Below are 21,361 nucleotides of genomic sequence, written 5' to 3' on the forward strand. Positions count from 1 at the left end.
GCCGAGTCGCCGGCAACCTCGGAAAACATCACCGTATGAGGTGCGAAAAAGGTGCCCTATCGGCTGGTGAAGGGTTCGACGGGCTGGCGGATGCGGGACTGGCCGTCGAAGTCCGGATCGAGCGGGGCGTGGAAGATATCCAGCACAGTTGGGGTGATATCGACCAGGGAGAAGCTGGAACTGGTCGCGCCCGCGATGAAGTTCGAGCCGCGGGCGATGACGAAACTGGTTGTCTCATCTGGGGTTTGGCCGCCGTGCCCGCCCTTGGGCCGATGACCGTGGTCGGTGGTGACCAGGATGGTCCAGCGTTCGGCGGGGTTGGCGCGGGCGCGGGCGTCCACGGCGGCGACGATGCGGCCGACCAGGGTGTCGATGCGGGTGACGGCGTCGCGGTATTCGCTGGTTGCGCCGCCGTGCTTGTGACCGGCGCGGTCGACCTGGTCGAGGTGGGTGAAGAGGAAGTCGGGGGCGTATTTGGTGATGGCGGTGACGACGCTGTCGGCGGTGGCGGCATCGGTGGCGATTTCGTCGTCGTCACCGGGGACGGGTGGGGTGGAGATGACGACGTCGGCGCGGGGGTTACCGCTGCCGGCCATGGTGGCGATCTGATCCCAGGTGGCGATGGACTGGGTCTTCAGGGTCGGATCGGAGCGTTCGAGCCGGGTGAAGACCGTCGGGTACTTCGCGAACGGGGTGGCGTCGAAATTGTTGTCGGTGATCCCGTGCTTACTGCCCCAGACCCCGGTGAGCACGGTGGCCCAGGACGGACCGGAGATGGTGACATGCGGGGCGATGGAGGCGCGGCCGAGGGTGCCTTCGGCGCTGAGCCGCAAGAGGTTCGGGGCGCGGACTTCCTCGATCTTGCGGTACATCAGGCCGTCGAGTCCGATGAGGACGACCTTGTCGACTCGGGTGGCGGCCTGTGCACGGCCGGTGGCGAGGACGGTCGAAACGGCCGCTGCGGCAACGGCACCGGAGAACAGTTGCCTGCGTGCGAGGGACGTGCTGGTTCGCGCGCTCATATCCGGAACGATCCGGTACGCCTGTGCCTTTCGGATAGTTCACCGAGTGAGTGTTCATTGATGTTTCATCGGTCTCGCCATCGCTGGTCGCCTCGCTGAACAACCACTGAACTCACGATAGCTAAAAGCTATTCGTACTGCTCGAGGGTGCGTAGCGGTGAGGTGAACAGCAAAAGCCGTTTGACACCTCGCCGCATGTGTGGCTGGCTGACCGCCATGTTCCACGCTGCCGACGGCACGGCCACCGCACCCATCCGAATCGCCGCCGTCGCGGACCTGCATATGCGCGATGCCGTCGCGGGGCGCTTCCGTCCGGACTTGCTGCGGATCACCGCCGACGTGCTGCTGCTCGGCGGTGATCTCACCGAGGGCGGCGCACTGTATGAGGCGGATCTGCTGTGCGCCGAGATCGCCCGGCTGCCGGTGCCGGTGGTCGCGGTGCTGGGCAATCACGATCACGACCGGCGTCTGGGATACCGCATTGCCGCCATGCTCACCGACCTCGGGGTGTATCTGCTCGACGGCGATGCGATCACCCTCGACGTGCGTGGGCGGCGGTTGGGTATCGCGGGTGTGATGGGCGGCAGCGGTGGATTTCCGGGGTATCCGGGCCGACCCGATGAAGGCAGTGCCGAACATCGCCGTCGGATGCGCCGTGGACCGTTGGACGCGCTGCGGCTGCGTCACGCATTGGACTCGCTGGAGTGCGAAACCCGTATCGCCCTTATGCATTTCGCGCCGATCGTCGACACGTTGGTAGGTGAGCCGCCGAAGATCTACCCGGGTCTGGGGTGTCACGATCTGGGCGAGGCCGTGGATGCGGGCGGTGCGGTGCTGGCGATCCACGGCCATGCGCACGGTGGTACCGAATTCGGGCGCACTGCTGGCGGGGTGCCGGTGCGGAATGTCTCGTTTCCGGTGCTCGGGCGCACCTATGCGGTTTACGAGGTGTAAGCGCGGCGGGGCGCAGCAGGTACGTTCTACCGCATGACGATCGCCCGGTCGCTGCTGCTGTTCGCCCTCGCCGCACTCGCCGAGATCGGCGGTGCCTGGCTCGTCTGGCAGGGCTGGCGCGAGCAGCGCGGGTTGCTCTGGATCGCGGCGGGCGTGCTCGCGCTCGGCGCCTACGGCTTCGTCGCAACCTTCCAACCGGACCCGAACTTCGGCCGCATCCTGGCCGCTTACGGCGGCGTCTTCGTCGCGGGCTCACTCGCCTGGGGCATGATCGTCGACAAATTCCATCCAGACCGCTGGGACTACCTGGGCGCCACCCTCTGCCTCATCGGCGTCGCGGTCATCATGTACGCCCCACGCCCCTGAACCCTGCGTCCTTACCTGCACCGACTCGGCAGGCAGCTGTGCTATTCGTCCGGAGTGAAGGCCCAGATGGCTGCCGGGCGCCCGGTGGCCTTGATGCGGCGGCGTTCGGTGGTGCGGGCCAGGCCGGGGATGGCGGCCAGGGTGCGGTTCAGATTCGCCGGGTCCGGGCGGGTGCCGTGGACGGAGGCGCTGAGTTCGACCGCGCGGGTGGCGGGAAATTCGTCGCCGGTCAGTGCTCGGGTGAACGTCAAATCCTTCCAGAGCAACCGGGCGAGCAGGCTGCGGGCGGCATCGACAATGCGATTGTGGTCGAAGGCCAGTTCGGGCACCGCATCGAAGGAGACCCATTGGGCGGGCCCCTCGTGCGGTCCGACCACCGCCCACATGGCAATGGACAATGTCGGCCCGCGCGGGTCGCGGTTCGGTTCATCGAAGGTCACCAACTGCCCGACGGCACCGATCGCCGCCTCCGGCACCCCGAGCTTGCTGTGCACGGCCCGTCGAGCGGCCGCGACCAGCCGCTCCCCCCGCCCGAGCAGCACGCCCGGCAATGCCAACCGCCCGGTGAACGGCTCCATCTGCCGCGGTGCGATACCAATGCTCACCCCGGCGTCATCGCCCCAGAACCGCAACGCCACCACATCGACCGAAACAACGGATTGCTCCACGCCGGCCCATCCTGCCGGACCCCCGACATCCTGCGCCGAGTGGCATGCGAACAAGAACATCTCGACCCGTGCCCATTGGCGGAATGCGCACCGCCCGAGCCGATGTCAGCTCCGCCCCGAGACAGCGCACGCATACTCGGTCCCGCCTTGGCGCCCAACGCTTTTCCGACCGAATCCGCCTCGACCGCCGACCCCACATCGCGCAGGTCCGCCAGTCCGGTATGCATATCGACGCGGTCCTCCGCGAGCCCGATGGTGAGTGCGATGAGCTCACACACCGCGGCCGGATCGTCTAGTTCCATGAAGTTCTGACCGAGTAATCCCCGCTAGTGCTCGGCGATCTCCGGATCGTCGAAGTAGCTCGACTGGTTGGGCAGGATGTAGTGCACGTGCCACCGATCGGCCAGTTCCCGATAGATCGAGGCCACGTCGATATCGGTGCGCACATGATTGCCGATGACGGCGCTGATGTGCCGCCCGGCCAACTTCGCCTTGTTCAGCTCGTCACCGATGATGAACAGATAGCCGCGCTTACCGCGCCGCTCCCATGCTCGTCAAGAGCCCGCTGGTCGGGATCGGTACCGCGAGTTGATCTTCGCGGACGGGACGAACCTGCTCAGGCGTCCCGCTGCTCGCGCTTGGCCGCCTCGCGTGCCAAGGCCCGGTCGCGCTGCTCCTCGAACCTGATCACATCCTTGCCGAGCCGCTCCAGGAACAACCCGAGTTCCTCGCGCGCCTGTTCGCCGCGGGCAGTGAGGTCGGTGCGCTCGAAGACGTTCCACTTGCGCAGCACCGGGTTGATGACCTCCTCGAGATGCTGGCGCAGATCGTAGATGCCGTGCTTGGCCATCAATACGCTGTTGCGACGCCAGTTCGGCATACCGGCACCCGGCATCTGAAAGTTTCGGATGATCGCCGAAATCGCCGCCAGCGCCTGGTCGGGCGCCAGATCGATGGCCGCGCCGCACAGGTTGCGATAGAAGACCATGTGCAGGTTCTCATCTGTGGCGATGCGTTGCAGCATGCGGTCGGCCACCGCGTCGTTGCAGACCTTGCCGGTATTGCGGTGACTGACCCGAGTCGCCAGCTCTTGAAATGTCACGTAGGCAACGCCGGGTAGGAATCCGTTGTCGTCCACTCCGGTCGGATGCTGCACCCCGGTCGTCATACAGACCATCCGCGCGTGCTCCAGCGCCACCGGATCCACCCCTCTGGTGACGACGAGGTAGTCCCGCATGACGATTCCGTGCCGGTGCTCCTCTGCGGTCCAGCGCCCCACCCAGGTGCCCCAGGCGCCGTCCTGCGAGAAGGATTCGGCGATCAGTCGGTGATAGGACGGCAGATTGTCCTCGGTCAGCAGATTGGTGACCAGCGCAGCCTTTGCCAGCTCACTCAGACTGGATTGTCCTGGCTCCCAATCGATTCCCCCCATCTCGGCAAAATTGCGGCCCTCGTCCCATGGCACGTAATCGTGCGGGTGCCAGTCCTTGGCAACCGATAGGTGGCGGTTGAGGTTCTGTTCGGCAACGGGTTCGAGTTCGGTCAGTAACTCCAGCTGTGTCAAAGTACGTGTCACGATCGGGTTCCTGTCATTGGATCAGCGGCTCTCATCCAGAGTGCCCCGATTGGCGTGCTGCCGAAATCCCCTGACGCCGAATTCACCCGGCGGGTTCGAACTGCTCACCATTAGTTGATCGCGTAGACAGGCCGATGCGTATCGCGCGGAGGCCTGATCAGGCGCGCAGCATCGTAGTTGAACAAGGTACAACCTCGATGGGTTGGCGATATGCCGTGCGAGACGGCTCACCTGACCACCGGTCACGACCAGCAACCGGTTCGACGATCCGACCGACCTGCTGCCCGGACAACAGTCAGCGCGCCTGGCACCACCAGTGATGCAACAACCCGTTTCGGCTCAGGCTGTCAGCACCAGGGCCGCCGCCGCGACGGTTTCGATCAGGCAGTAGAACCAGTTGGGATAGAAGGAAGTGCGGTCATCGATCACGGCGGAGACGACCCGGCCCAAAGCCATTCCGCCGAGCGCGGCGCCGATCGTGAACATGATTCCGGACCGCAGGGATCCATCGTGAGTCGCCGCGATCGCCAGCATCGCCGCCATCGCCAGACCGAATCCGCCGTAGACGGCGCGGATCTCATAGCGGGCCACGGCATGCTCGGGACGCATGCTGAAGGGACGAATCAGCGCGGCAGGTGCGGCGAGGGCATACCCACCCATCGCGAGGAAGAACAGGCCGATGACGATATCGATGACAGTTGCCAAGGGAACCTCCTGATCGAGTCGGAAGGCCAGCATGATCGACGGGAGCGCGCACCCGCTTCCACAAACGTGCGATCAGTCCCCGCCGTATTCCAACGAGCGCCAGACCTCGATCGCCCAACCCAGTTGTGACCCCGGAACGCTGATCGTGACCAGGAGAAGTTCGCCGTTGCGGTGGCTGGCGATACCCTGCACCCCGACCTCGTCGCCGTCCTCCGCGGGCAACCACCACCCGTCACCTGGTCCGCCGATGACCGGCTCGCCGCGATGCCCCGCGGTCGCGTTGGCGCCGTATTGCAGCATCGCGGCCGGAGGCGGACCGGTCTTCGCATCGCCGACCCGCAGAATGGTGATCTCGATCTGGCGGGTGCCGTCCCAGGCCCACCAGCGGTCGCCGTCCCAGCCGTAGGTGAAATCGCCCGGTATCCGCAGGCTCCACCCGGACACCGGCGTCGTGCGGACCGCGCGACGGCGGTAGCCGAGCTGCGCGGGCCGATCCGCGGCGGCCCGCGCGGGCAGATCGGCGGGCGCACCGGCCGCGATGGGTGCCGAATCCGCCAGCAGCGACCGCAATTCGTGCCAGGCCGCCCACGGCAGGTCCAGTGCGGCGTCGAGCCGGTGCGCCTCTGCGAGCAACGCGTCGGCCTGGTGCAGCGCGGGGGTGTCATCGGCGTCCGTCGGTGCGCGCCACCGCACGTCGTTCCAGATGATGCCCATCGCGGTATTGCGCATTGTCGGCGCGGTCCAGCCGTCGTCCCACCACGGGAAGAATGCGCGCGCCGCCGCCTCATTGCCGTCGGAGACGGCCTGGAACCAGTCGCGGTCGCGCGGACCCAACCAGCTCGCGGCCAGCCCGTCGTGATCGAATCGGTCACTGCCCAGGGATAATCCGATCGACACCCAGGCGCCCTCGGCGGGCACCTCGGTCAATACCGTCCGCGCAAGCGTGCGGATCCACACCAGGTAGTCGCGTTCGACCTCGGCGCGGTCATCGGCCAGTCCGAGCGGATCCTCGGTGCCCTCGTCCCACACAATGTCGAAGCGCCTGCCCATTTCGTGCAGCACCGCGGCGACGTGCCGGTGATAGCCCGGCCCGGCCGAAGCGCACCCCGCGCTCACCACTACCTGGCCGTGCGCCGCGCGCAGATCGACCGGTTCCGCTGCCGGATGCAGCACGGCCAGCAGGCGATCACCGGAGATCTCCACCGATTTCCGAAATGGAGCCGACGTGGCGGTCCAGCCGATCCGTGCACCGGCCGGACCGGTCCGCAACCATGCCCCGACCTGATCGAGGAAGTCCTCGGTGGGCGCGCGGCACACCCCCGCCACGTTCAACTCGATTCCCATGGATACACATCCTTGTGTCCGCGGTCCGGCGGCGAAAGTCAGGACCCTACACCCACTCTCCGCGCGCGGACCCGTTGACGCGGCCCGCGGCAATGGACCGAATCGGCTACTGCTCGACGAACCGACGGCAGCTCGCCCGGCCGCCGGGCAGACCCGCCTCGCTGAACCAGCGATCGAGTTGACCGGTCTGCCACAGGGGCTCGATCTCCGCCAGCACCGCGAGATAGGACAGCTGCGCGGCGGACAGCTCCGATTCGTCGGAGATCGGATCGGGAAAGGCTCTGTGCAGGAACGAAATACAATCGTTGTGCATGGTATGCTCGTTGGCGACCCAGGCCGCTTCGATGGCGGCGGGCAGCAGTATCTCGAAATCGTGCACGCGGCCGACGAGTTCGCGGATGACATCGTGGCGCAGCCAGCCGTCCTGCCCGGGTAGGTAGCGGTTGAACCACTCGTCGATGGCCTCGGGCCGCTCCAACGCGGACAGGAGTTCGTCGGTGGCGCGTTGTTCGGCGGCGAATGCGGGCGCCAGGGCAGCGCAGGCGCGGACACCGGGATGGGGATCGGCGAGCAGCCGTTCCGGACGGCCGCCATGGATGCCCGAAACCCTTGCGGCGGTGGCGCGTTCGGCCGGATCCGGAATGGTCGGCGCGATGGTATCGAGCCGGTCGAGCAATGCGGACCGCTTCGCGGTCAGGGCCGGATGCGTGGTGAGCTCGATCAGCGCGCGCAGCGCGGCGATGCGCACCACCGCATCCGCATCGTCAACCAGGGGTTCGATCGCCTCGATCACGCTGGGAATCACCGCGCGACAGGCGATCTCGTCCCGCGCCCGCATCGCCGTGCGGAATTCGTTGTCATCGATTGCCGCCAGTAGGCCGGGCGGTGTCGGAACATGCTCCACCAGTAGGGCTTTTGCGGGATCGGGACCGAGTTCCAGCAGCCCGGCACGCCGATTCGCCTTGACCCGCTGCAGATCCTCCTCGCTGCGACCGGGTGGATAGGCCTCGGCATAGAGCTGCGCATCCGAAATTCCGGAACAACAACTGTGCGCGAAGATTTCGAGGTAATCCAGCAGCGCGACCCGCAAGGACCGCGGCTCCGGATCCCACGGCAGGATGTCCTCGATCGTCATCGCGGTATGCGGGCGCGGCAGCAATTGGGCCACGATCGCGACGAACGGCGCGGTGGCGGAGTACACACTGCCCTGGTGCAATAGCGCGGCATCGAGATAGCCGACGGCATCGACACAGGCTTCGGCGTCACCGTCGAGCAGCGCCTGAAGATGCGTCGGAGCGTCCGCCGCGGGGCCATAGGCATGTTCCAGCTCGTCCCAATCGACGTCGGCTATCGCTTGCAGCACCGGGTCCATCGCATTGATCATGCTGTAGCCGAGCAAGTCGCTCAACTCGAGCGGGTGCGCGGCGGCCCTACTGCGCCGGTTCCAGATGGTCGCCGATGAGCATGGTCCCCGGCCCTCGCTGCGCGCCGGGGCCGTGCCGCCAGTAGACGTTATCCGCGGTGAGCGGCGCGCCGCAGGCGCGGCAGACCACCACCCCGGAGGTCTCGTGCCCACAGTCCCGGTGCACGACCAGCGCAGGTGGGCCCGCGGGCCCGGCGAGCCACTTGTCACCCCAGGAAATGAGCATGGTGAGCACCGGATACAGATCGCGGCCCTGTTCGGTGAGCACGTATTCGTGGCGCACCGGATTCGATTGATACGCCCGCGCCTCGACAATCCCGTATTCCCGCAGCGTATCCAGGCGTGCGGTGAGGACATTCGAGGCGATGCCGAGATCGCGGCGGATGTCCTCGAACCGGTTCACCCCGACGAACAAATCGCGCAGGATCAGCGGCGTCCACCGCTCCCCGACCACGTCGAGCGTTCGCGCGATCGAGCACACAATGTCGGACATGGCAGCTTTGGGCATCACCACATCCTAGTCCATTGCTTTTTGCAAGCGACTCGATTACGTTGCGATACGACCGATGAACCGAACGCCGAGAGGTGATCGATGTCCGATGCAGTGGCACAATTCCGCGAGGCGACCGAGGCCGCCGATATCGACGCCATGATGCACACCCTCGCGCCCGATGCCGAGCTGACCTCACCGCTGTCCGGCCGCCTCACCTTCCGCGGTCACGATGACCTGCGCATCCTGCTGACCGCGGCCTACGGCAGCCTCTCGCACCTGCGCTGGACCGAGGACATCGGGGACGGCGACCGCCGCGTCCTGCTGGCCGAGGCCAGCGTCGGTCCCTTCCGAATGACCGAAGCCATGATCCTCGAACTGGCCGCAGACGGCCGAATTCGCCGCCTCAACCCGCATCTGCGGCCCTGGCTCCCGCTCAGCTTCCTCGCGGTGAAGCTGGGTCCGCGGCTGTTGCGGCATCCGGGGGTCATGCGGCGGGCCGCGCGCGGATAGCGCTACCGGATCAGGGTTTCGGCCAGTCCGTCGGTGCTCAACTCCGCGCGCCTGGTTATCCCGATGTCGTCGAGGAAGCGGGGGTCGTGGCTGACCACGATCAGCGCGCCCTCATAGTTGGCGAGGGCTTGGGTGAGGTGGTCGAGGCTGGGCAGGTCGAGGTTATTGGTCGGCTCGTCGAGTAGCAGGAGTTTGGGGGCCGGCTCGGCGAGCAGGAGCATGGCGAGGGCGGCGCGCAGGCGTTCGCCGCCGGAGAGGGCCGATGCCGCGACATCGGCTTCGGCGCCCCGGAACAGGAAGCGGGCGAGTTGGGCTCGGATCTGTTCGGCAGAGGCGTGCGGCGCGGTCGAGGCGACATTCTCGAAGACCGTACGGTGCTCGTCGAAGATATCGAGACGTTGCGGCAACATCCGCCACGGAACCTTCGGCGGTGCCGCGGCAATGCGATGCAGCAGCGTGGTTTTGCCCGCGCCATTGCGGCCGGTCAGTGCGATCCGCTCCGGACCCGACACCCGCAGCGTCACGGTCGGCCCGCAAGCCAGTTCGACCTGGTCGAGATCGATGACATCCTGGCCCGGATACAGCCGGGTGCCGGGCAGATCGACCCGGATGTGCCGATCGTCGCGCAACAGGTCCTCGGCCTGCTGTAGCTGTTCCTTTGCGGTGTCCAGCTTTTCGATGTGGTTATTGCGCAACTTGCCCGCCGACACCTGTGCGGCCCGCTTGCGTGCACCCATGACGATCTTGGGCTCGCGCTTGTTCTCGAACATCTTCTGGCCGTAACGCGCCCGGCGATCCAGTTTGATCCGGGTCTCGACCAGTTCGCGCGCCTGTTTGCGAACGTCACTGCGCGCGTCGCGGATCGTGGCCCGCACGACCTCCTGCTCCGCCTCGATGATCCGCTCGTATTCGCTGAAATTGCCACCGAACAAACGCAATTCGCCCTGCCGGAGTTCGGCGATCGTGCTCATCCGCTCCAGCAACTCGCGGTCGTGACTGACCGTGAGGACGGTGCCGGAGAATTGCCCGACCACCTCGTAGAGGCGTTGTCGGGCGTGCTGATCCAGGTTGTTGGTCGGCTCGTCGAGCAGCAGCACGTCCGGTTCGCGCAGCAATTCTGCGACCAGACCGAGCAGCACCGTCTCCCCGCCGGAGAGCGTCTCCAGACGGCGGTCCAGCTGTTCGATCGAATCGGCGAGGTAGTGCAGACCCAGTCGACCGAGCAGCGCGATGGCGCCCTCTTCGACATCCCACTGCCCACCGACGGTGTCGAAGTCCAACTCTTCGCCGAGGCCGGATTCGATGCGGTGCAACGCCTTCCGTATCGCGGCGATACCCAGCACCTCATCGACGCGCTGACCGGTGCCGAGGCCGAGATCCTGACGCAGATAACCGAGCCGCCCGGTTACCGTGACCGAACCGCGTGCTGGCGTCAGCGCACCCGCGATCAGCCGCAACAGTGTGGACTTGCCCGCGCCATTGCCACCGACCAAGCCGAGATGGCCGGGGCCGAGCACGGCATCGAGCCCGTCGAATACGGGCGTGCCGTCGGGCCAGGAAAAGGTGAGATCGGAAAGAGAAAGATTGGTCATGTGGACCCCAGAGGTTGCTACGGAAACGCGGCGCGCGGATGCGGGCCGCCCGAGTGGCTACCTCACGAGAGCAACGACATGACTCCGATCAACGGGGGGTAAGACTTACACAGGTTAAGCGCAACCGGGGATCTCACGCCACTGATATTTAGATCACACGATCCGCTACGGCGACAGGACCGGTTAACCTGCCTCAACTACCTGGGTCCGAAAGCTCTGATCCACTACCCACCAGCACTGATAACAGCCGAGATCTATTGACGGCGAGCACTCGCTCCCGCCCCGGGTTACCGACCCACCGACAGCGATACATCATCCACAGGAACGACGGCTTGATCCACGTCATCCGCTCCCGCTTGAAGGGACTCACGAAAGTCGCTGCGGCGAGGGCGGGTTCGGCGATATGCGGCGAATAAGCTTGATAGACCACAACTGTCGAATCGTCATACGACGCCCCGAATCTGCCCCATCGGCGCGGAGGCAACCACCCAGCGATCCTCGCAACCGAACCCCAACCGGCAAACCGGTTTTCGCGAACCGTGAACTAGATCCGGACCACCGACGTCAACGGGTAATCCCCTTGGCGATCGCGCCCATTGAGGAAGCCGAGCTCCAAAATCACTGCGGCCGCGACGATTTCGGCACCAGCGGCCTTGAACAGGTCCGCCGCCGCCGCCAATGTCCCACCGGTCGCCAGCACGTCGTCGAGAAGCAGGACGCGGCGGCCCCTCAGCTCGACCCCATCGGCGGGGATCTCCAGGGCGGCCGTGCCGTACTCGAGGCTGTACTCGCGGGAGATCACCGGCGGCGGCAGCTTGCCCGCCTTCCGCACCGCCATGACACCGGTACCCAATGTCGTGGCCACACCCGCGGCGATAATGAACCCACGCGCATCGACCCCGGCCACCAGATCGGCATCGGGCGCACAGGCGGCAAGGCAGTCGACAATCGCCCGAAAGCCCTCCGGATCGGCGAAAACCGGTGTCAGATCGGCAAATCGGACGCCGGGCGAGGGGAAATCATCGCGCCAGCGGGTGAGGCGTTCGACCAATTCGGCGGCTTTGCCCGTCCGCTCGGCTAGGACGTCATCCGTTTCCACCGCCGCGTGCTTGCTCATCGACACCTCTCCATGATTACTCACCCACCAGCACCTGTCACCGCCGCAACACCCAGCGGTCCATATTCCAGCCGGTTCCCGTCTGGGTGGGCCCGGCTATCCCGTTGCGCAGGCCGTCACCGAATGCGATGGTGCGGGGTGTGGCGAACAACGGAATGCTCGGCATCTCCGCCCACAGCAGGTTCTCGGCCTCGGTGCGCAGATTCAGCGTTGTGGTCGAGTTGTCGTCGCCCGCAAGCTGATCGGTGATCGAATCGTAGCGGCCATTACCGAAGCGACCGAAATTGAGCCCGCTACCAGTGCGCAACGCGCTGGTAGCGGCCACACCGGTCTCGGATCCGGCCGGACCCGGCGCCGACGCGGTGCTACCGAGGACGGCGTCGACTTTGCCCTCGGTGAGCTGGGACGGTACGAAATCGGGCGATCCGGCGTCCACCACACTGATACCCGCCGGTTTGCACGCATCCGCGATCATCTGCACGGTTTGGGTGCGCCGCTCGTCCGGCTTCAGATAGCCGATCCGGACGGTCGGATTCGACGCACCCGCGCCGGCAACGGCCGCGGTGGCGCCGGATACGTTCGCGCCCTGGTACTTGTCGGCCGCGCCAATGACGGCCGAGTAGTACAGCGAATCCTGCTGTGTGATGCGAGAATTCAGCATCCCGGTGCCGAGCCCGCTCTTCGGCGCGTCCTTGGCCTTGCCGAGCTTGTCGAATAGCGCCTGCCGCGGCACACAGAGTGCGAAGGCGCGCCGTGCGTCGGCCGAACCGAAGACGCCGCCGGTCCCGAGCACCAACTGCTCGGCACCGCGGCCCGGTATCGTCCGCACCGAGAATCCGTCCAGATTGATGTCCTTCACCGATCCGGCACCGATATCGACGACCCCGACCGCATTGTCGCCGATCTTCGATTTCAGATCGGCGGTCTTCGGGTACACCACGATCCGCCCGGTCTCGGGCTTATTGCCCCGCCAGCGTTCGTTGGCGACCAGGACCAGCCCGTCTTCGGCGGAGTAGGAATCGATCCGATACGGTCCGGACGACGGGAATCGGCTCAGATCCAACTTGTCCGCGCCGATGGTCCACCCGTTGTTCCAGAAGTCGGCGATCCGCTGCAATGCGGCCTGATCACCGGACTGCACGGCCGTCACGACATTCGGCACATTCGCCACCCGCGCCGCCACATGCGCGGGCATCAACTCCCCCGCGGCGAACAGATTGCGCCACGGCAGGTAGTGCCGGTCCCCGCGGAACACCACGGTCGCGTCCTTGGAGCCGGGCTGGCAGTCCACCCGCTCGATATCGGCGTATCCGGCGGTGCTCGCGGCATCGAACAGCGGAACCTGGCCGCGGTCACCGGGTTTGGTGTACCGGCCGCTGCGCGCGGCCCAGGCCAGCACCAGATCGTCACACGAGGTCGGCACGCCGTCGGAGTACACACCGTCCGCGTTGAGCCGGTACTGCACGGTCTGCGCCTCGCCCGGCACCTCTTTCGCGGTGCCCACATCGGTATCGGCGATCTGCTGGCCGTCGGGGCCGGTGTAGAAGAACCCGGTCAGCACGCGCGCGAACACCGCGTCCGAGCCGCTGCTCGCGCCGAGCGTGGTGCCCCCGTTGTAACTGGCGATCACCGCATCGACGGCATAGCCGATGGAGGGCACCTGGTTCTGGCTCGAGCACCCGGCCACCACCGTGGCGGCCACGGTGCCCGCAGCCACCGCTCCGATCAAACGTGCCGCTAGCGACTGCTTCATCAAGGAAAACCCCTGCCGTCGGCTGTCAGTGCCTGCGCTTGTTCCGCTTTCCGCTCGGCCGAGCGCCGGGACGCGGGGCCTGTCCGGGTTCGCGCACGGGGTGCGCACCCAGATCCCGGCCGGTCGCCGCGACCGCGCGCCGCTCCGCCTCGACTCCCGCACGCGCCGATGCCAATCCGGCACGCTTGTTGAGCACTTTCTTGGTGTGCGCCGCGACCGGACCCCACCGCTCCTTGATCGATACCAGCAGCGGCACCGCAAAGAAGATCGACGAGTACGCGCCGACGACCATGCCGACCAGCTGCACCAGCGCCAGATCCTTCAGCGTGCCGACGCCGAGCAGCCACACCGCGATCACCAGCATGCCGACGATCGGCAGAATGCCGATGACGGTGGTGTTGATCGAACGCATCAGCGTCTGGTTCGCCGCGAGGTTCGCCTGTTCGGCATAGGTGCGCCGAGACGTATTCACCACACCGCGGGTGTTCTCCTCGACCTTGTCGAAGACGACGACATTGTCATAGAGCACATAGCCGAGGATGGTCAGCAGACCGATCACCGCGGCGGGGGTCACCTCGAAGCCGACCAGCGAGTAGATACCCGCCGTGACGATCATGTTGAAGAACAGCGAGGCGATCGCCGCGATCGACATATCCCGTTCGAACCGGATGGCGATGTAGACCATGGTCAGCGCGATGAACACCACCAGCGCGATCACGGCCTTCTTGGTGATCTGGCTACCCCAGGTCTCGCTGATCTCCGCGACACTGATCGCGTTGCGCGAAACATTGCCGTCCTTGTCCTTCGGCTGGAAGGCGTTGAACAGCGCGGTCTGCAGCGCGTCGGTCTGGGCGGCGCTCAGCGTATCGGAGCGGACCTGAATGGTCTCCGCCGAACCGGACCCCACCTTCTGCACGGTCACCGGGGCGTGGCCGATGGTCTGGGAGTAGACGTCCTCGACCTTCTGTGTGGTCGCGGTCCCCGCCGCGGGCAACTGGATGCGCGAGCCGCCCGCGAAGTCGATGCCGAGGGTGAATCCGCGAATTCCGATGCTCAGCAACGAGATCAGCACGAAGGCCGCGGTCAGCGCGTAGTAGAAGCGCCGCCGACTGACGATCTTGAAACCGCCGGTGCCGGTGTAGAGCCGCTCGAAGACGCTGTGCTTCGGCGCGGCATCGTAAGCGTTCACCTCGTCGGCAAGTGGCTCCACAGTCGAGTAACGATCGTCGGTATCCCGACCGCCGCCCCCCATGGAATCGCTGCGCGATGCTGTCCTCATCGTGACGTCTCCTTCACCAGAGCCTCGCCAGCCCTGCGTTCCCTGGCCACTTCCTGAATCGCGCCGAGCCCGTTGACCGACGGTTTGGCCCAGAACGGCGAGCGCGACGCCAGCATCATCAGCGGCGCGGTCACCAGGTAGAGCACGATCACGTCGAGGACGGTGGTGATGCCCAGGGTGAACGCGAAGCCCTTCACCTGACCGGCGGCCAGAATGTAGAGCACGACCGAGGCGATCAGGCTGACGGTCTTACCGGAGAGGTTGGTGCGCTGGGCGCGCTGCCAACCGCGCGGCACCGCCGAGCGGAAGCTGCGACCCTCGCGCATTTCGTCCTTGATGCGTTCGAAGAACACCACGAAGGAGTCGGCGGTCAGACCAATACCGATGATCAGACCGGCGATACCGGCCAGATCGAGGGTAAATCCGATCCACCGGCCGAGCAGCACGATGATGCCGTACACCGCGACACCCGAGGCGACCAGCGAGAATCCGGCGAGGAAGCCGAGCATCCGGTAGTAGGCCAGGCAGTACAGCAGCACCACCGCGAGACCGATCGCACCGGCGAGCAGACCGGCGCGCAGCGAGGACAGACCCAGCGTCGCCGATACCGTCTCGGCCTCCGAGGTCTGGAACGACAGCGGCAGCGAACCGTACTTCAGGGTGTTCGCGAGCTCCTTGGCGCTGGCCGCGGTGAAGCTACCGGAGATGGTGGTACGACCGCCCTGCTGCGGACCCGACTGCACGACCGGCGCGCTGACCACCTTCGAGTCGAGTACGAATGCGACCCGCTTGTTGATGTATTCGCCGGTCAGCGTCGCCCAGGCGTCACTACCCTCGGATTTGAACTCCAGGTTCACCTCATGGCGGGCCTGCTGCTGGTTCAGTCCCGAGGTGGCGTTCTTGATCTCCTGGCCGTCGATGCGGCTCTTGTCGAGCAGGAGGATCTCCTTGCCGTCGGTGGCGCAGGCGACCAGCGGCAGATTCGGATCGTCGTTACCGGCCAGCGGATCGGCCTTGCTGCAGTCCATCGCGGCCATCGCGGCCTGCTGCACCGTGGGATCGGTGCTCTGTCGGGTCGCCTTGGCGTCCGCGATCTCCTTCTTCGCCTGTTCCTGCGGCGTCAGCCCGCCGGGCGGGGCCGGGGGCGAGGTCGGTGCCTGTGCGGGGAAGACGCGCGGCTGCGGGGTCGACTCCGCAGCGGGTGCAGATTCGGTGGTCGGCACCGCGGCGGTGGTCGGCGCGGACTGGGTCGGCAGTGTCCCGTCGGGGTTGAGCTGCGTGGCGTCCGGAATGGCGCCCGGAGTTGTCCCGGCAGTACCCGAGGCCTGCGGCGTGCCCTTGCCGCCGACCGCGGGCACGGCCTGCAGCACCGGACGGATGTAGAGCTTGGCGGTCGTCGCCAGCGCCTTGGCCTGGCCACCGTCGTCACCCGGAACCGTGATCACCAGGTTGTCGCCGTCGATGACGACCTCGGAACCCGACACACCGAGGCCGTTGACACGGTTCTCGATGATCGTCTGCGCCCGGCGCAGGCTGTCCTGGCTCGGCTTGCTGCCGTCGGGGGTGCGGGCGGTCAACGTGACCCGGGTACCGCCCTGTAGGTCGATGCCGAGCTTGGGGGTCGGGGAATGGTCACCGGCGAAGAACACCAGCGCATAGATCACGGCCAGCAGCACGGCGTAGACGCCGAGCAACCGGAGCGGATGCGCCGATCCCTGGGAAGGTGGCACAGTTCGTCATCTCCTAGGCGGAAGTCGAGGGTGGAACAGGCGGGCACGCACAGCCGGGCACCCGGACGGACCGCCCGCGGCGGTCGTCTGCACGCGGGTGCACCGCTGGAACCGGGTCAGTCCTTGGTCAGCCGGGTCTCGGTCTGCTGCGCGGACTCCTCGACGGGACCGGCCTCGATCTCGTCGGCGGCGATCTCATCGGCCACGGTCTCATCCGTGGTCTCGTCCGTGGTCCGCACATCGCGGATGGCCTGACGCAGCCAGGTGGTGATGACATCCTCGGCGATTTCGAGATCGACCGTTTCGTCATCGATATCGACCACGGTGCCGTAGAGCCCCGACGTGGTGGTGACCTGGTCGCCGACCTTCAGGCTTTCCTGCATCGTGGTGACCTTCTCGGCCTCGCGCTTCTGACGGCGCACACCGAGGAACATGGGCACGAGCAGGGCTACCAGCAGCAGCGGAAACAGCAGTTCCATCGTCGAAGTCAGTCCCTAGTCTGTGGGTGGGATGGACAAGTACAACCAACAGTCTGCCAGTTCGCGTCGTCGCCACCACACCGGCACACCCCCTGACGTCCCAGAACGCCGCTTCAGCGGGCATCAGGGCACGGTCCGTGGACCGGTCGGCCCAGGTATTCCACGCAACCGCACTACTCGATGCCGACCCGCATCCGGGCCGAAAAGCCACAGGTAACGAGCGAGCCCCCGCGACCGTGGTGGGTCGCGGGGCTGCGCAACGGGGCGTGCTAAGCGATCTTGCCGTAGCTGTAGTCATCGAGCGGGAAGGCGACCGCTTCGCGATGTGCGTTGATGGTGCTGGTCGGGCGCAGCAGGGCGGCCTCGCCGTGCTGGTTGAAGTAGTAGCTGCGCGCGCTCGAGCAGTCGCCGCCGTAGAAGACCGAGGAACCCAGCTTGTCGGTGACCCGATCCAGGAAGTGCCGGTTCGCCTGCTCGGTCACCTCGAAGGTGGTCTCGCCGCGACGGAAGGTCTCCTTCAACAGGCGGCCCATATGCTTCATCTGGGCCTCGATGGTGGTGAAGTACGACAGGCCGCTGTAGGAATATGGGCTGTTGAGGCTGAGGAAGTTCGGGAATTTCGGCACCGTGATGCCCTCATAGGCCTGGAAACGGTTGTCGCGCCAAAACTTTCCGAGGTCGACGCCCTCGCGGCCGATGATCTCGATGGCCGGGAAGTTCACATCCCATAGGTTGAAGCCGGTGGCCAGGATCAGGGTGTCGATCTCGGTCTTGTGGCCGTCGGCGGTGACGATGCCGTCGGGCTCGATGTGATCGATGGAGTTGGTCTCCAGCCGGACGTTGGGCTGGTTGAACGTCTTGAAGTAGGCATTGGAGAACGTGGGACGCTTGCAGCCGAAGTCGTAGTGCGGGGTGAGCTGCTTGCGCGTCTCCTTATCGCGCACCTGTGCGCGCAGGTGCGCCTTGGCCAGTACGCCTGCGGCCTTGTTCAGCGGTTTGGCCTGCTTGAAGTGCAACACGCCGAGCACCATCAGCGCCTCCAGCAGGCTGGTGTTGACCAGCCGCGCGGCCTTCTGGGTGGCGGGCACACGGGCGAACAGCTGCTGCACCGGCGCGGGAATCACGGTATCGATCTTGGGTACCACCCAGATCGGCGTGCGCTGGAAGACGGTGAGTTCCTTGGTCTTCTTGGCCGCCTCCGGCACCAACTGCACGGCGGTGGCGCCGGTGCCGATAATGGCGGCTCTGCGGCCGGTGAGGTCGAAATCGTCCTCCCACGCGGTGGTGTGGATGATCTTACCCGCGAAGGACTCGATACCCGGAAACGGCGGGGTGTAGGGCTGGGACAGGAATCCGGTCGCGGTCAAAAGGTAACGGCCGGTAATGGTTTCGCCATCGGCGACGGATACGGCCCAGTGCTGGTGCTCGGCATTCCAGCGGGCACCGTCCACCACGGTGCCGAAGCGCATCCGACGACGCAGGCCGTACTTGTCCGCGACGTGCTCGGCATACTTCTTGAGCTCCTTGCCCGGCGCGAACAGCCGCGTCCAATAGGGGTTGGGCTCAAAGGAATACGAATAGGTCACCGAGGCGATATCGACGGCGAGCCCCGGGTAGCGATTGACGTGCCAGGTGCCGCCGAGATCGTTCTCGCGCTCCAGGATCACGAAGTTGCTCAGACCCAGCCGGTCGAGCTCGATACCCGCACCCATTCCGCCGAATCCCGCACCGACCACAACCGCGTCGTACTGAGGCGCCACGTCGAACCTCCTGCTGAATACATTCCAACGGGAATGTAGGAACCGTCTCTCACGGAATGACATCTCATTCCGTTTGTGAACACAGTATCATCGGGTGGGTGACGAAGCCATCCACGCGTGCGCCCCGACCAGCGGCCGGCAATGCGATCCAGCGACGCAAGGCCGAGCTGCGCCAGGAGATCATCGACACCGCGTTCGTCTGCTTCGCCGAAAAGGGCTATCACGCCACCGGCATCGCCGATATCGCCAATGAGCTGGGCATCGGGCACGGCACGTTCTACCGGTACTTCAGCAATAAACGCGAGATCATCGACGTGGTCATCGACGATCTGGCCGCACGGATCATCGAGGCGCTCGGCACCGACAACGCGCCCGACGCCGCCACCACCCTTGACGAATACCGCGCCCAGATCGACCGCATCGGCGCCGCCCTCACCGGGATCCTGGTCGCCGACCGGCGGGTCGCTCAGCTGCTGCTGTTCCACGCCACCGGTATCGATGACGAACTCACCACCCGGCTCTACGGGCTGCTCGATATGGCCGACGCGCTCACCGCCGGTTACCTCTCGCACGGTGTCGAGCTCGGCTATCTGCGGGCCGACCTCGACACCAAGAACACCGCCAAGGCCGTCACCGGCATGCTCATCGCGGGCATCGTCCAGGGGCTGCGCAATCCGGACGAGACCGCGGTCAGCGAACTGAACGAGGCGATCCGGCGACTGCTCATCGACGGCGTGCGCAAGGACTGAATCGACTCCGGCGAGACCGATAATTCTCCACCGGATCGTCGCGGCGATCAGCGCTAGGGTGTAGCCAGATCGACTGTGGCCAACGGGGGCAGCACGTGTTCGGTAGAGACCGCCGAGTTCGAAAAAATGCGTATTCGACCAGAGCAGGGCACCGCCCCTGACACAATGTCGCAGGTGACCCCCGAAGACGTGAGCCGAATCCATTTCGCCATGCCGCCGATGGGACACCGCGGCTATCACGCCGATGAGGTCGACGCCTTCCTCGAACTCGTCTCCGCGACGCTCGATGGGCAGGGTGCGCTGACCGCCGACGATATCCGCCACGTCGCCTTCGACGCCCCACGCTTCGGTGGCCGCGGCTACCAGGCCGACCAGGTCGACGAATTCCTCGACCGGGTCCGCATCGAACTGGAATTCCGCCAGCGCGGCAGCCGCCCGGTTCCCGTGGGCGGCAATGGTTCCGGCCCCGCCGCCCTGCTCACCCCCGACGATGTACACCACATGCAGTTCACCCAGGCCGCGGTCGGCCGCCGCGGCTATGACACCGACGAGGTGGACGCCTTCCTCGACCTGGTCGCCGCCACCCTGGCACACGGTGGACCCGGCAGCCTCACCACCACCGAAGTCCGCGCGGTCCGCTTCACCGAAGCCCGCCTCGGCACCCGCGGCTACACCCGGGACGAGGTGGACGCCTTCCTCGACCTGGTCGTCACTGCTCTCGAAGATGGAGCCAACCACCGCTAGCGCCGGTGGGTCATTCGAACAGGTCGAGGGTGGGGTGGGGTTCGCGGCCGCGGACCTCGATGGAGCCGAAGACCAGGTCCGGAGGCGGCACGAGGCCGAGATGCTCCCACGCGGCAGCCGTTGCGACGCGACCGCGGGGCGTGCGCGCGACCATGCCCGCGCGCACCAGGAAGGGCTCACAGACCTCTTCGACCGTCGCAGCCTCCTCGCCGACCGCGACGGCCAGCGTCGAAACCCCAACGGGCCCACCGCCGAAACTGCGGACCAGGGCCCCGAGGACGGCACGGTCCAAGCGGTCCAGGCCCAGCACGTCGACGTCGTAGACCTCCAACGCCGCCTGGGCGATGGGACGGGTGATCAGGCCGTCGGCGCGGACCTCGGCATAGTCGCGGACGCGGCGCAGCAGGCGGTTGGCAATGCGCGGCGTGCCGCGGGAGCGTCCGGCGATTTCGGCAGCGGCGTCACGATCGATGGTGACGCCGAGGATATGGGCCGAGCGCTGCAGGATGCGCAGGAGCTCGTCGGGATCGTAGAAGTCCATATGACCGGTGAAGCCGAAGCGGTCACGCAGCGGACCGGTGAGCGCACCCGAGCGGGTGGTCGCACCGACCAGGGTGAAGGGCGCGATATCGAGCGGAATCGATGTTGCCCCCGGGCCCTTGCCGACGACCACGTCGACGCGGAAGTCCTCCATCGCGAGATAGAGCATTTCCTCGGCGGGCCGGGCGATCCGGTGGATCTCGTCGATGAACAGCACATCGCCCTCGACCAGATTGCTCAACATGGCGGCGAGATCGCCGGCGCGCTCCAATGCCGGACCCGAGGTGATGCGCAGTGCCGTACCGAGTTCCGCGGCAATGATCATCGCCATACTGGTCTTGCCGAGACCGGGCGGGCCGGACAGCAGCACATGGTCCGGCGTGCCGCCACGCTGTTTGGCGCCGCGCAGTACCAGCGCCAACTGTTCGCGCACGCGGGGCTGGCCGATGAAATCGTCGAGGGATTTCGGGCGCAGGCTGGCCTCGATCTCCCCGTCGGATTTGAGATAGCTTGCGGTGACCTGGGATTCGGGTTCGGTGGTGTCGTGGTCCATGACG

General features: G+C 66.2%; 22 protein-coding genes. 5 read left to right on the forward strand and 17 right to left on the reverse strand.

All coding sequences use genetic code 11. The features are described 5' to 3' along the window. Nucleotides 1–56 precede the first annotated feature (56 nt). Complete coding sequence (locus ABZ293_RS07450) at nt 57–1,022, reverse strand: alkaline phosphatase family protein (RefSeq protein WP_355178231.1); 966 nt, start codon at nt 1,020–1,022, stop codon at nt 57–59. Nucleotides 1,023–1,217: 195 nt separating this feature from the next. Here ABZ293_RS07450 and ABZ293_RS07455 point away from each other — a divergent pair, with 195 nt between their 5' ends. Both ABZ293_RS07455 and ABZ293_RS07460 read left to right on the forward strand, forming a co-directional pair. Next, nucleotides 1,218–1,976 carry a metallophosphoesterase gene (locus tag ABZ293_RS07455; protein ID WP_355178233.1) on the forward strand — a complete coding sequence of 253 codons (759 nt, stop codon included), beginning with the start codon at nt 1,218–1,220 and terminating at the stop codon, nt 1,974–1,976. 33 nt (nt 1,977–2,009) lie between these two features. Then, nucleotides 2,010–2,342, forward strand: a complete 333-nt coding sequence (locus tag ABZ293_RS07460) for a YnfA family protein (protein WP_354950735.1) — start codon at nt 2,010–2,012, stop codon at nt 2,340–2,342. 41 nt (nt 2,343–2,383) lie between these two features. Here ABZ293_RS07460 and ABZ293_RS07465 read toward each other — a convergent pair whose 3' ends face one another. From ABZ293_RS07465 to ABZ293_RS07495, 7 genes are all read right to left on the reverse strand, one after another. Next, the gene (locus tag ABZ293_RS07465; protein ID WP_355178235.1) at nt 2,384–3,010 is read right to left on the reverse strand and encodes an NUDIX hydrolase; all 627 of its coding nucleotides are present in this window, start codon (nt 3,008–3,010) and stop codon (nt 2,384–2,386) included. Between the two features lie 326 nt (nt 3,011–3,336). Next, nucleotides 3,337–3,495, reverse strand: a complete 159-nt coding sequence (locus ABZ293_RS07470) for a hypothetical protein (RefSeq protein ID WP_355178237.1) — start codon at nt 3,493–3,495, stop codon at nt 3,337–3,339. Between the two features lie 131 nt (nt 3,496–3,626). Next, nucleotides 3,627–4,586, reverse strand: a complete 960-nt coding sequence (locus ABZ293_RS07475; RefSeq protein ID WP_355178239.1) for an acyl-ACP desaturase — start codon at nt 4,584–4,586, stop codon at nt 3,627–3,629. A 339-nt stretch (nt 4,587–4,925) separates the two neighbouring features. After that, a complete protein-coding gene (locus tag ABZ293_RS07480) occupies nt 4,926–5,291 on the reverse strand; it encodes a DUF4345 domain-containing protein (RefSeq protein WP_355178241.1) in 366 nt (121 codons plus the stop codon). A gap of 72 nt (nt 5,292–5,363) precedes the next feature. Continuing rightward, nucleotides 5,364–6,635, reverse strand: a complete 1,272-nt coding sequence (locus ABZ293_RS07485) for a hypothetical protein (RefSeq protein WP_355178243.1) — start codon at nt 6,633–6,635, stop codon at nt 5,364–5,366. A gap of 106 nt (nt 6,636–6,741) precedes the next feature. Next, on the reverse strand, nt 6,742–8,043 hold the full coding sequence (locus ABZ293_RS07490; RefSeq protein ID WP_355178245.1) for a hypothetical protein: 1,302 nt from the start codon (nt 8,041–8,043) through the stop codon (nt 6,742–6,744). Nucleotides 8,044–8,065: 22 nt separating this feature from the next. After that, nucleotides 8,066–8,566: a helix-turn-helix domain-containing protein gene (locus ABZ293_RS07495; protein WP_354950720.1), complete on the reverse strand. Its 501-nt coding sequence runs from the start codon at nt 8,564–8,566 to the stop codon at nt 8,066–8,068. Between the two features lie 84 nt (nt 8,567–8,650). Here ABZ293_RS07495 and ABZ293_RS07500 point away from each other — a divergent pair, with 84 nt between their 5' ends. Then, nucleotides 8,651–9,061 (forward strand): nuclear transport factor 2 family protein, encoded by a 411-nt coding sequence (locus ABZ293_RS07500; protein ID WP_355178247.1) that lies wholly within the window; start codon nt 8,651–8,653, stop codon nt 9,059–9,061. Between the two features lie 2 nt (nt 9,062–9,063). Here the strand turns inward: ABZ293_RS07500 and ABZ293_RS07505 are convergent, their stop codons facing one another. The 8 genes from ABZ293_RS07505 to ABZ293_RS07540 all read right to left on the reverse strand — a co-directional run bounded on the left by ABZ293_RS07505 (nt 9,064) and on the right by ABZ293_RS07540 (nt 18,771). Continuing rightward, nucleotides 9,064–10,653, reverse strand: coding sequence for an ATP-binding cassette domain-containing protein (locus ABZ293_RS07505; protein ID WP_355178249.1), 1,590 nt, complete (start codon nt 10,651–10,653; stop codon nt 9,064–9,066). 193 nt (nt 10,654–10,846) lie between these two features. Further along, nucleotides 10,847–11,137 carry a DUF4291 family protein gene (locus tag ABZ293_RS07510; protein WP_355178251.1) on the reverse strand — a complete coding sequence of 97 codons (291 nt, stop codon included), beginning with the start codon at nt 11,135–11,137 and terminating at the stop codon, nt 10,847–10,849. Between the two features lie 60 nt (nt 11,138–11,197). Next, a complete protein-coding gene (locus tag ABZ293_RS07515) occupies nt 11,198–11,770 on the reverse strand; it encodes an adenine phosphoribosyltransferase (RefSeq protein ID WP_355178536.1) in 573 nt (190 codons plus the stop codon). Between the two features lie 37 nt (nt 11,771–11,807). Further along, a complete protein-coding gene (locus ABZ293_RS07520) occupies nt 11,808–13,523 on the reverse strand; it encodes an ABC transporter substrate-binding protein (RefSeq protein ID WP_355178253.1) in 1,716 nt (571 codons plus the stop codon). Between the two features lie 25 nt (nt 13,524–13,548). Next, a complete protein-coding gene (gene secF / locus ABZ293_RS07525) occupies nt 13,549–14,775 on the reverse strand; it encodes a protein translocase subunit SecF (RefSeq protein WP_355178538.1) in 1,227 nt (408 codons plus the stop codon). Nucleotides 14,776–14,798: 23 nt separating this feature from the next. Then, nucleotides 14,799–16,532, reverse strand: a complete 1,734-nt coding sequence (gene secD, locus ABZ293_RS07530) for a protein translocase subunit SecD (protein WP_355178255.1) — start codon at nt 16,530–16,532, stop codon at nt 14,799–14,801. Between the two features lie 116 nt (nt 16,533–16,648). Continuing rightward, nucleotides 16,649–17,011 carry a preprotein translocase subunit YajC gene (gene yajC, locus ABZ293_RS07535; RefSeq protein ID WP_355178257.1) on the reverse strand — a complete coding sequence of 121 codons (363 nt, stop codon included), beginning with the start codon at nt 17,009–17,011 and terminating at the stop codon, nt 16,649–16,651. A gap of 269 nt (nt 17,012–17,280) precedes the next feature. Further along, nucleotides 17,281–18,771 carry an NAD(P)/FAD-dependent oxidoreductase gene (locus ABZ293_RS07540; protein ID WP_355178259.1) on the reverse strand — a complete coding sequence of 497 codons (1,491 nt, stop codon included), beginning with the start codon at nt 18,769–18,771 and terminating at the stop codon, nt 17,281–17,283. A 98-nt stretch (nt 18,772–18,869) separates the two neighbouring features. On the opposite strand from ABZ293_RS07540, the gene ABZ293_RS07545 reads away from it, so the two are divergent. Both ABZ293_RS07545 and ABZ293_RS07550 read left to right on the forward strand, forming a co-directional pair. Next, entirely contained in the window at nt 18,870–19,520 is a 651-nt protein-coding gene (locus ABZ293_RS07545) for a TetR/AcrR family transcriptional regulator (RefSeq protein ID WP_355178261.1), read from the forward strand. 165 nt (nt 19,521–19,685) lie between these two features. Then, on the forward strand, nt 19,686–20,264 hold the full coding sequence (locus ABZ293_RS07550) for a DivIVA domain-containing protein (protein WP_355178263.1): 579 nt from the start codon (nt 19,686–19,688) through the stop codon (nt 20,262–20,264). A gap of 10 nt (nt 20,265–20,274) precedes the next feature. Here the strand turns inward: ABZ293_RS07550 and ruvB are convergent, their stop codons facing one another. Continuing rightward, entirely contained in the window at nt 20,275–21,357 is a 1,083-nt protein-coding gene (ruvB, locus tag ABZ293_RS07555) for a Holliday junction branch migration DNA helicase RuvB (RefSeq protein ID WP_355178265.1), read from the reverse strand. Nucleotides 21,358–21,361 lie beyond the last annotated feature (4 nt).

The sequence above is a fragment of the Nocardia sp. NPDC005998 genome (genome assembly GCF_040614395.1).
Classification (GTDB): domain Bacteria; phylum Actinomycetota; class Actinomycetes; order Mycobacteriales; family Mycobacteriaceae; genus Nocardia.

Excerpts from the sequence above, each read along its gene's own strand:
- ABZ293_RS07485 (WP_355178243.1), bottom strand. The coding sequence starts at position 6,635 with ATGGGAATCGAGTTGAACGTGGCGGGGGTGTGCCGCGCGCCCACCGAG.
- ABZ293_RS07500 (WP_355178247.1), top strand. The coding sequence starts at position 8,651 with ATGTCCGATGCAGTGGCACAATTCCGCGAGGCGACCGAGGCCGCCGAT.
- ABZ293_RS07550 (WP_355178263.1), top strand. The coding sequence starts at position 19,686 with ATGTCGCAGGTGACCCCCGAAGACGTGAGCCGAATCCATTTCGCCATG.
- ABZ293_RS07455 (WP_355178233.1), top strand. The coding sequence starts at position 1,218 with ATGTGTGGCTGGCTGACCGCCATGTTCCACGCTGCCGACGGCACGGCC.
- ABZ293_RS07495 (WP_354950720.1), bottom strand. The coding sequence starts at position 8,566 with ATGCCCAAAGCTGCCATGTCCGACATTGTGTGCTCGATCGCGCGAACG.
- ruvB (WP_355178265.1), bottom strand. The coding sequence starts at position 21,357 with ATGGACCACGACACCACCGAACCCGAATCCCAGGTCACCGCAAGCTAT.
- ABZ293_RS07460 (WP_354950735.1), top strand. The coding sequence starts at position 2,010 with ATGACGATCGCCCGGTCGCTGCTGCTGTTCGCCCTCGCCGCACTCGCC.
- ABZ293_RS07515 (WP_355178536.1), bottom strand. The coding sequence starts at position 11,770 with ATGAGCAAGCACGCGGCGGTGGAAACGGATGACGTCCTAGCCGAGCGG.
- yajC (WP_355178257.1), bottom strand. The coding sequence starts at position 17,011 with ATGGAACTGCTGTTTCCGCTGCTGCTGGTAGCCCTGCTCGTGCCCATG.
- ABZ293_RS07505 (WP_355178249.1), bottom strand. The coding sequence starts at position 10,653 with ATGACCAATCTTTCTCTTTCCGATCTCACCTTTTCCTGGCCCGACGGC.
- secF (WP_355178538.1), bottom strand. The coding sequence starts at position 14,775 with ATGGGGGGCGGCGGTCGGGATACCGACGATCGTTACTCGACTGTGGAG.
- ABZ293_RS07450 (WP_355178231.1), bottom strand. The coding sequence starts at position 1,022 with ATGAGCGCGCGAACCAGCACGTCCCTCGCACGCAGGCAACTGTTCTCC.
- ABZ293_RS07520 (WP_355178253.1), bottom strand. The coding sequence starts at position 13,523 with ATGAAGCAGTCGCTAGCGGCACGTTTGATCGGAGCGGTGGCTGCGGGC.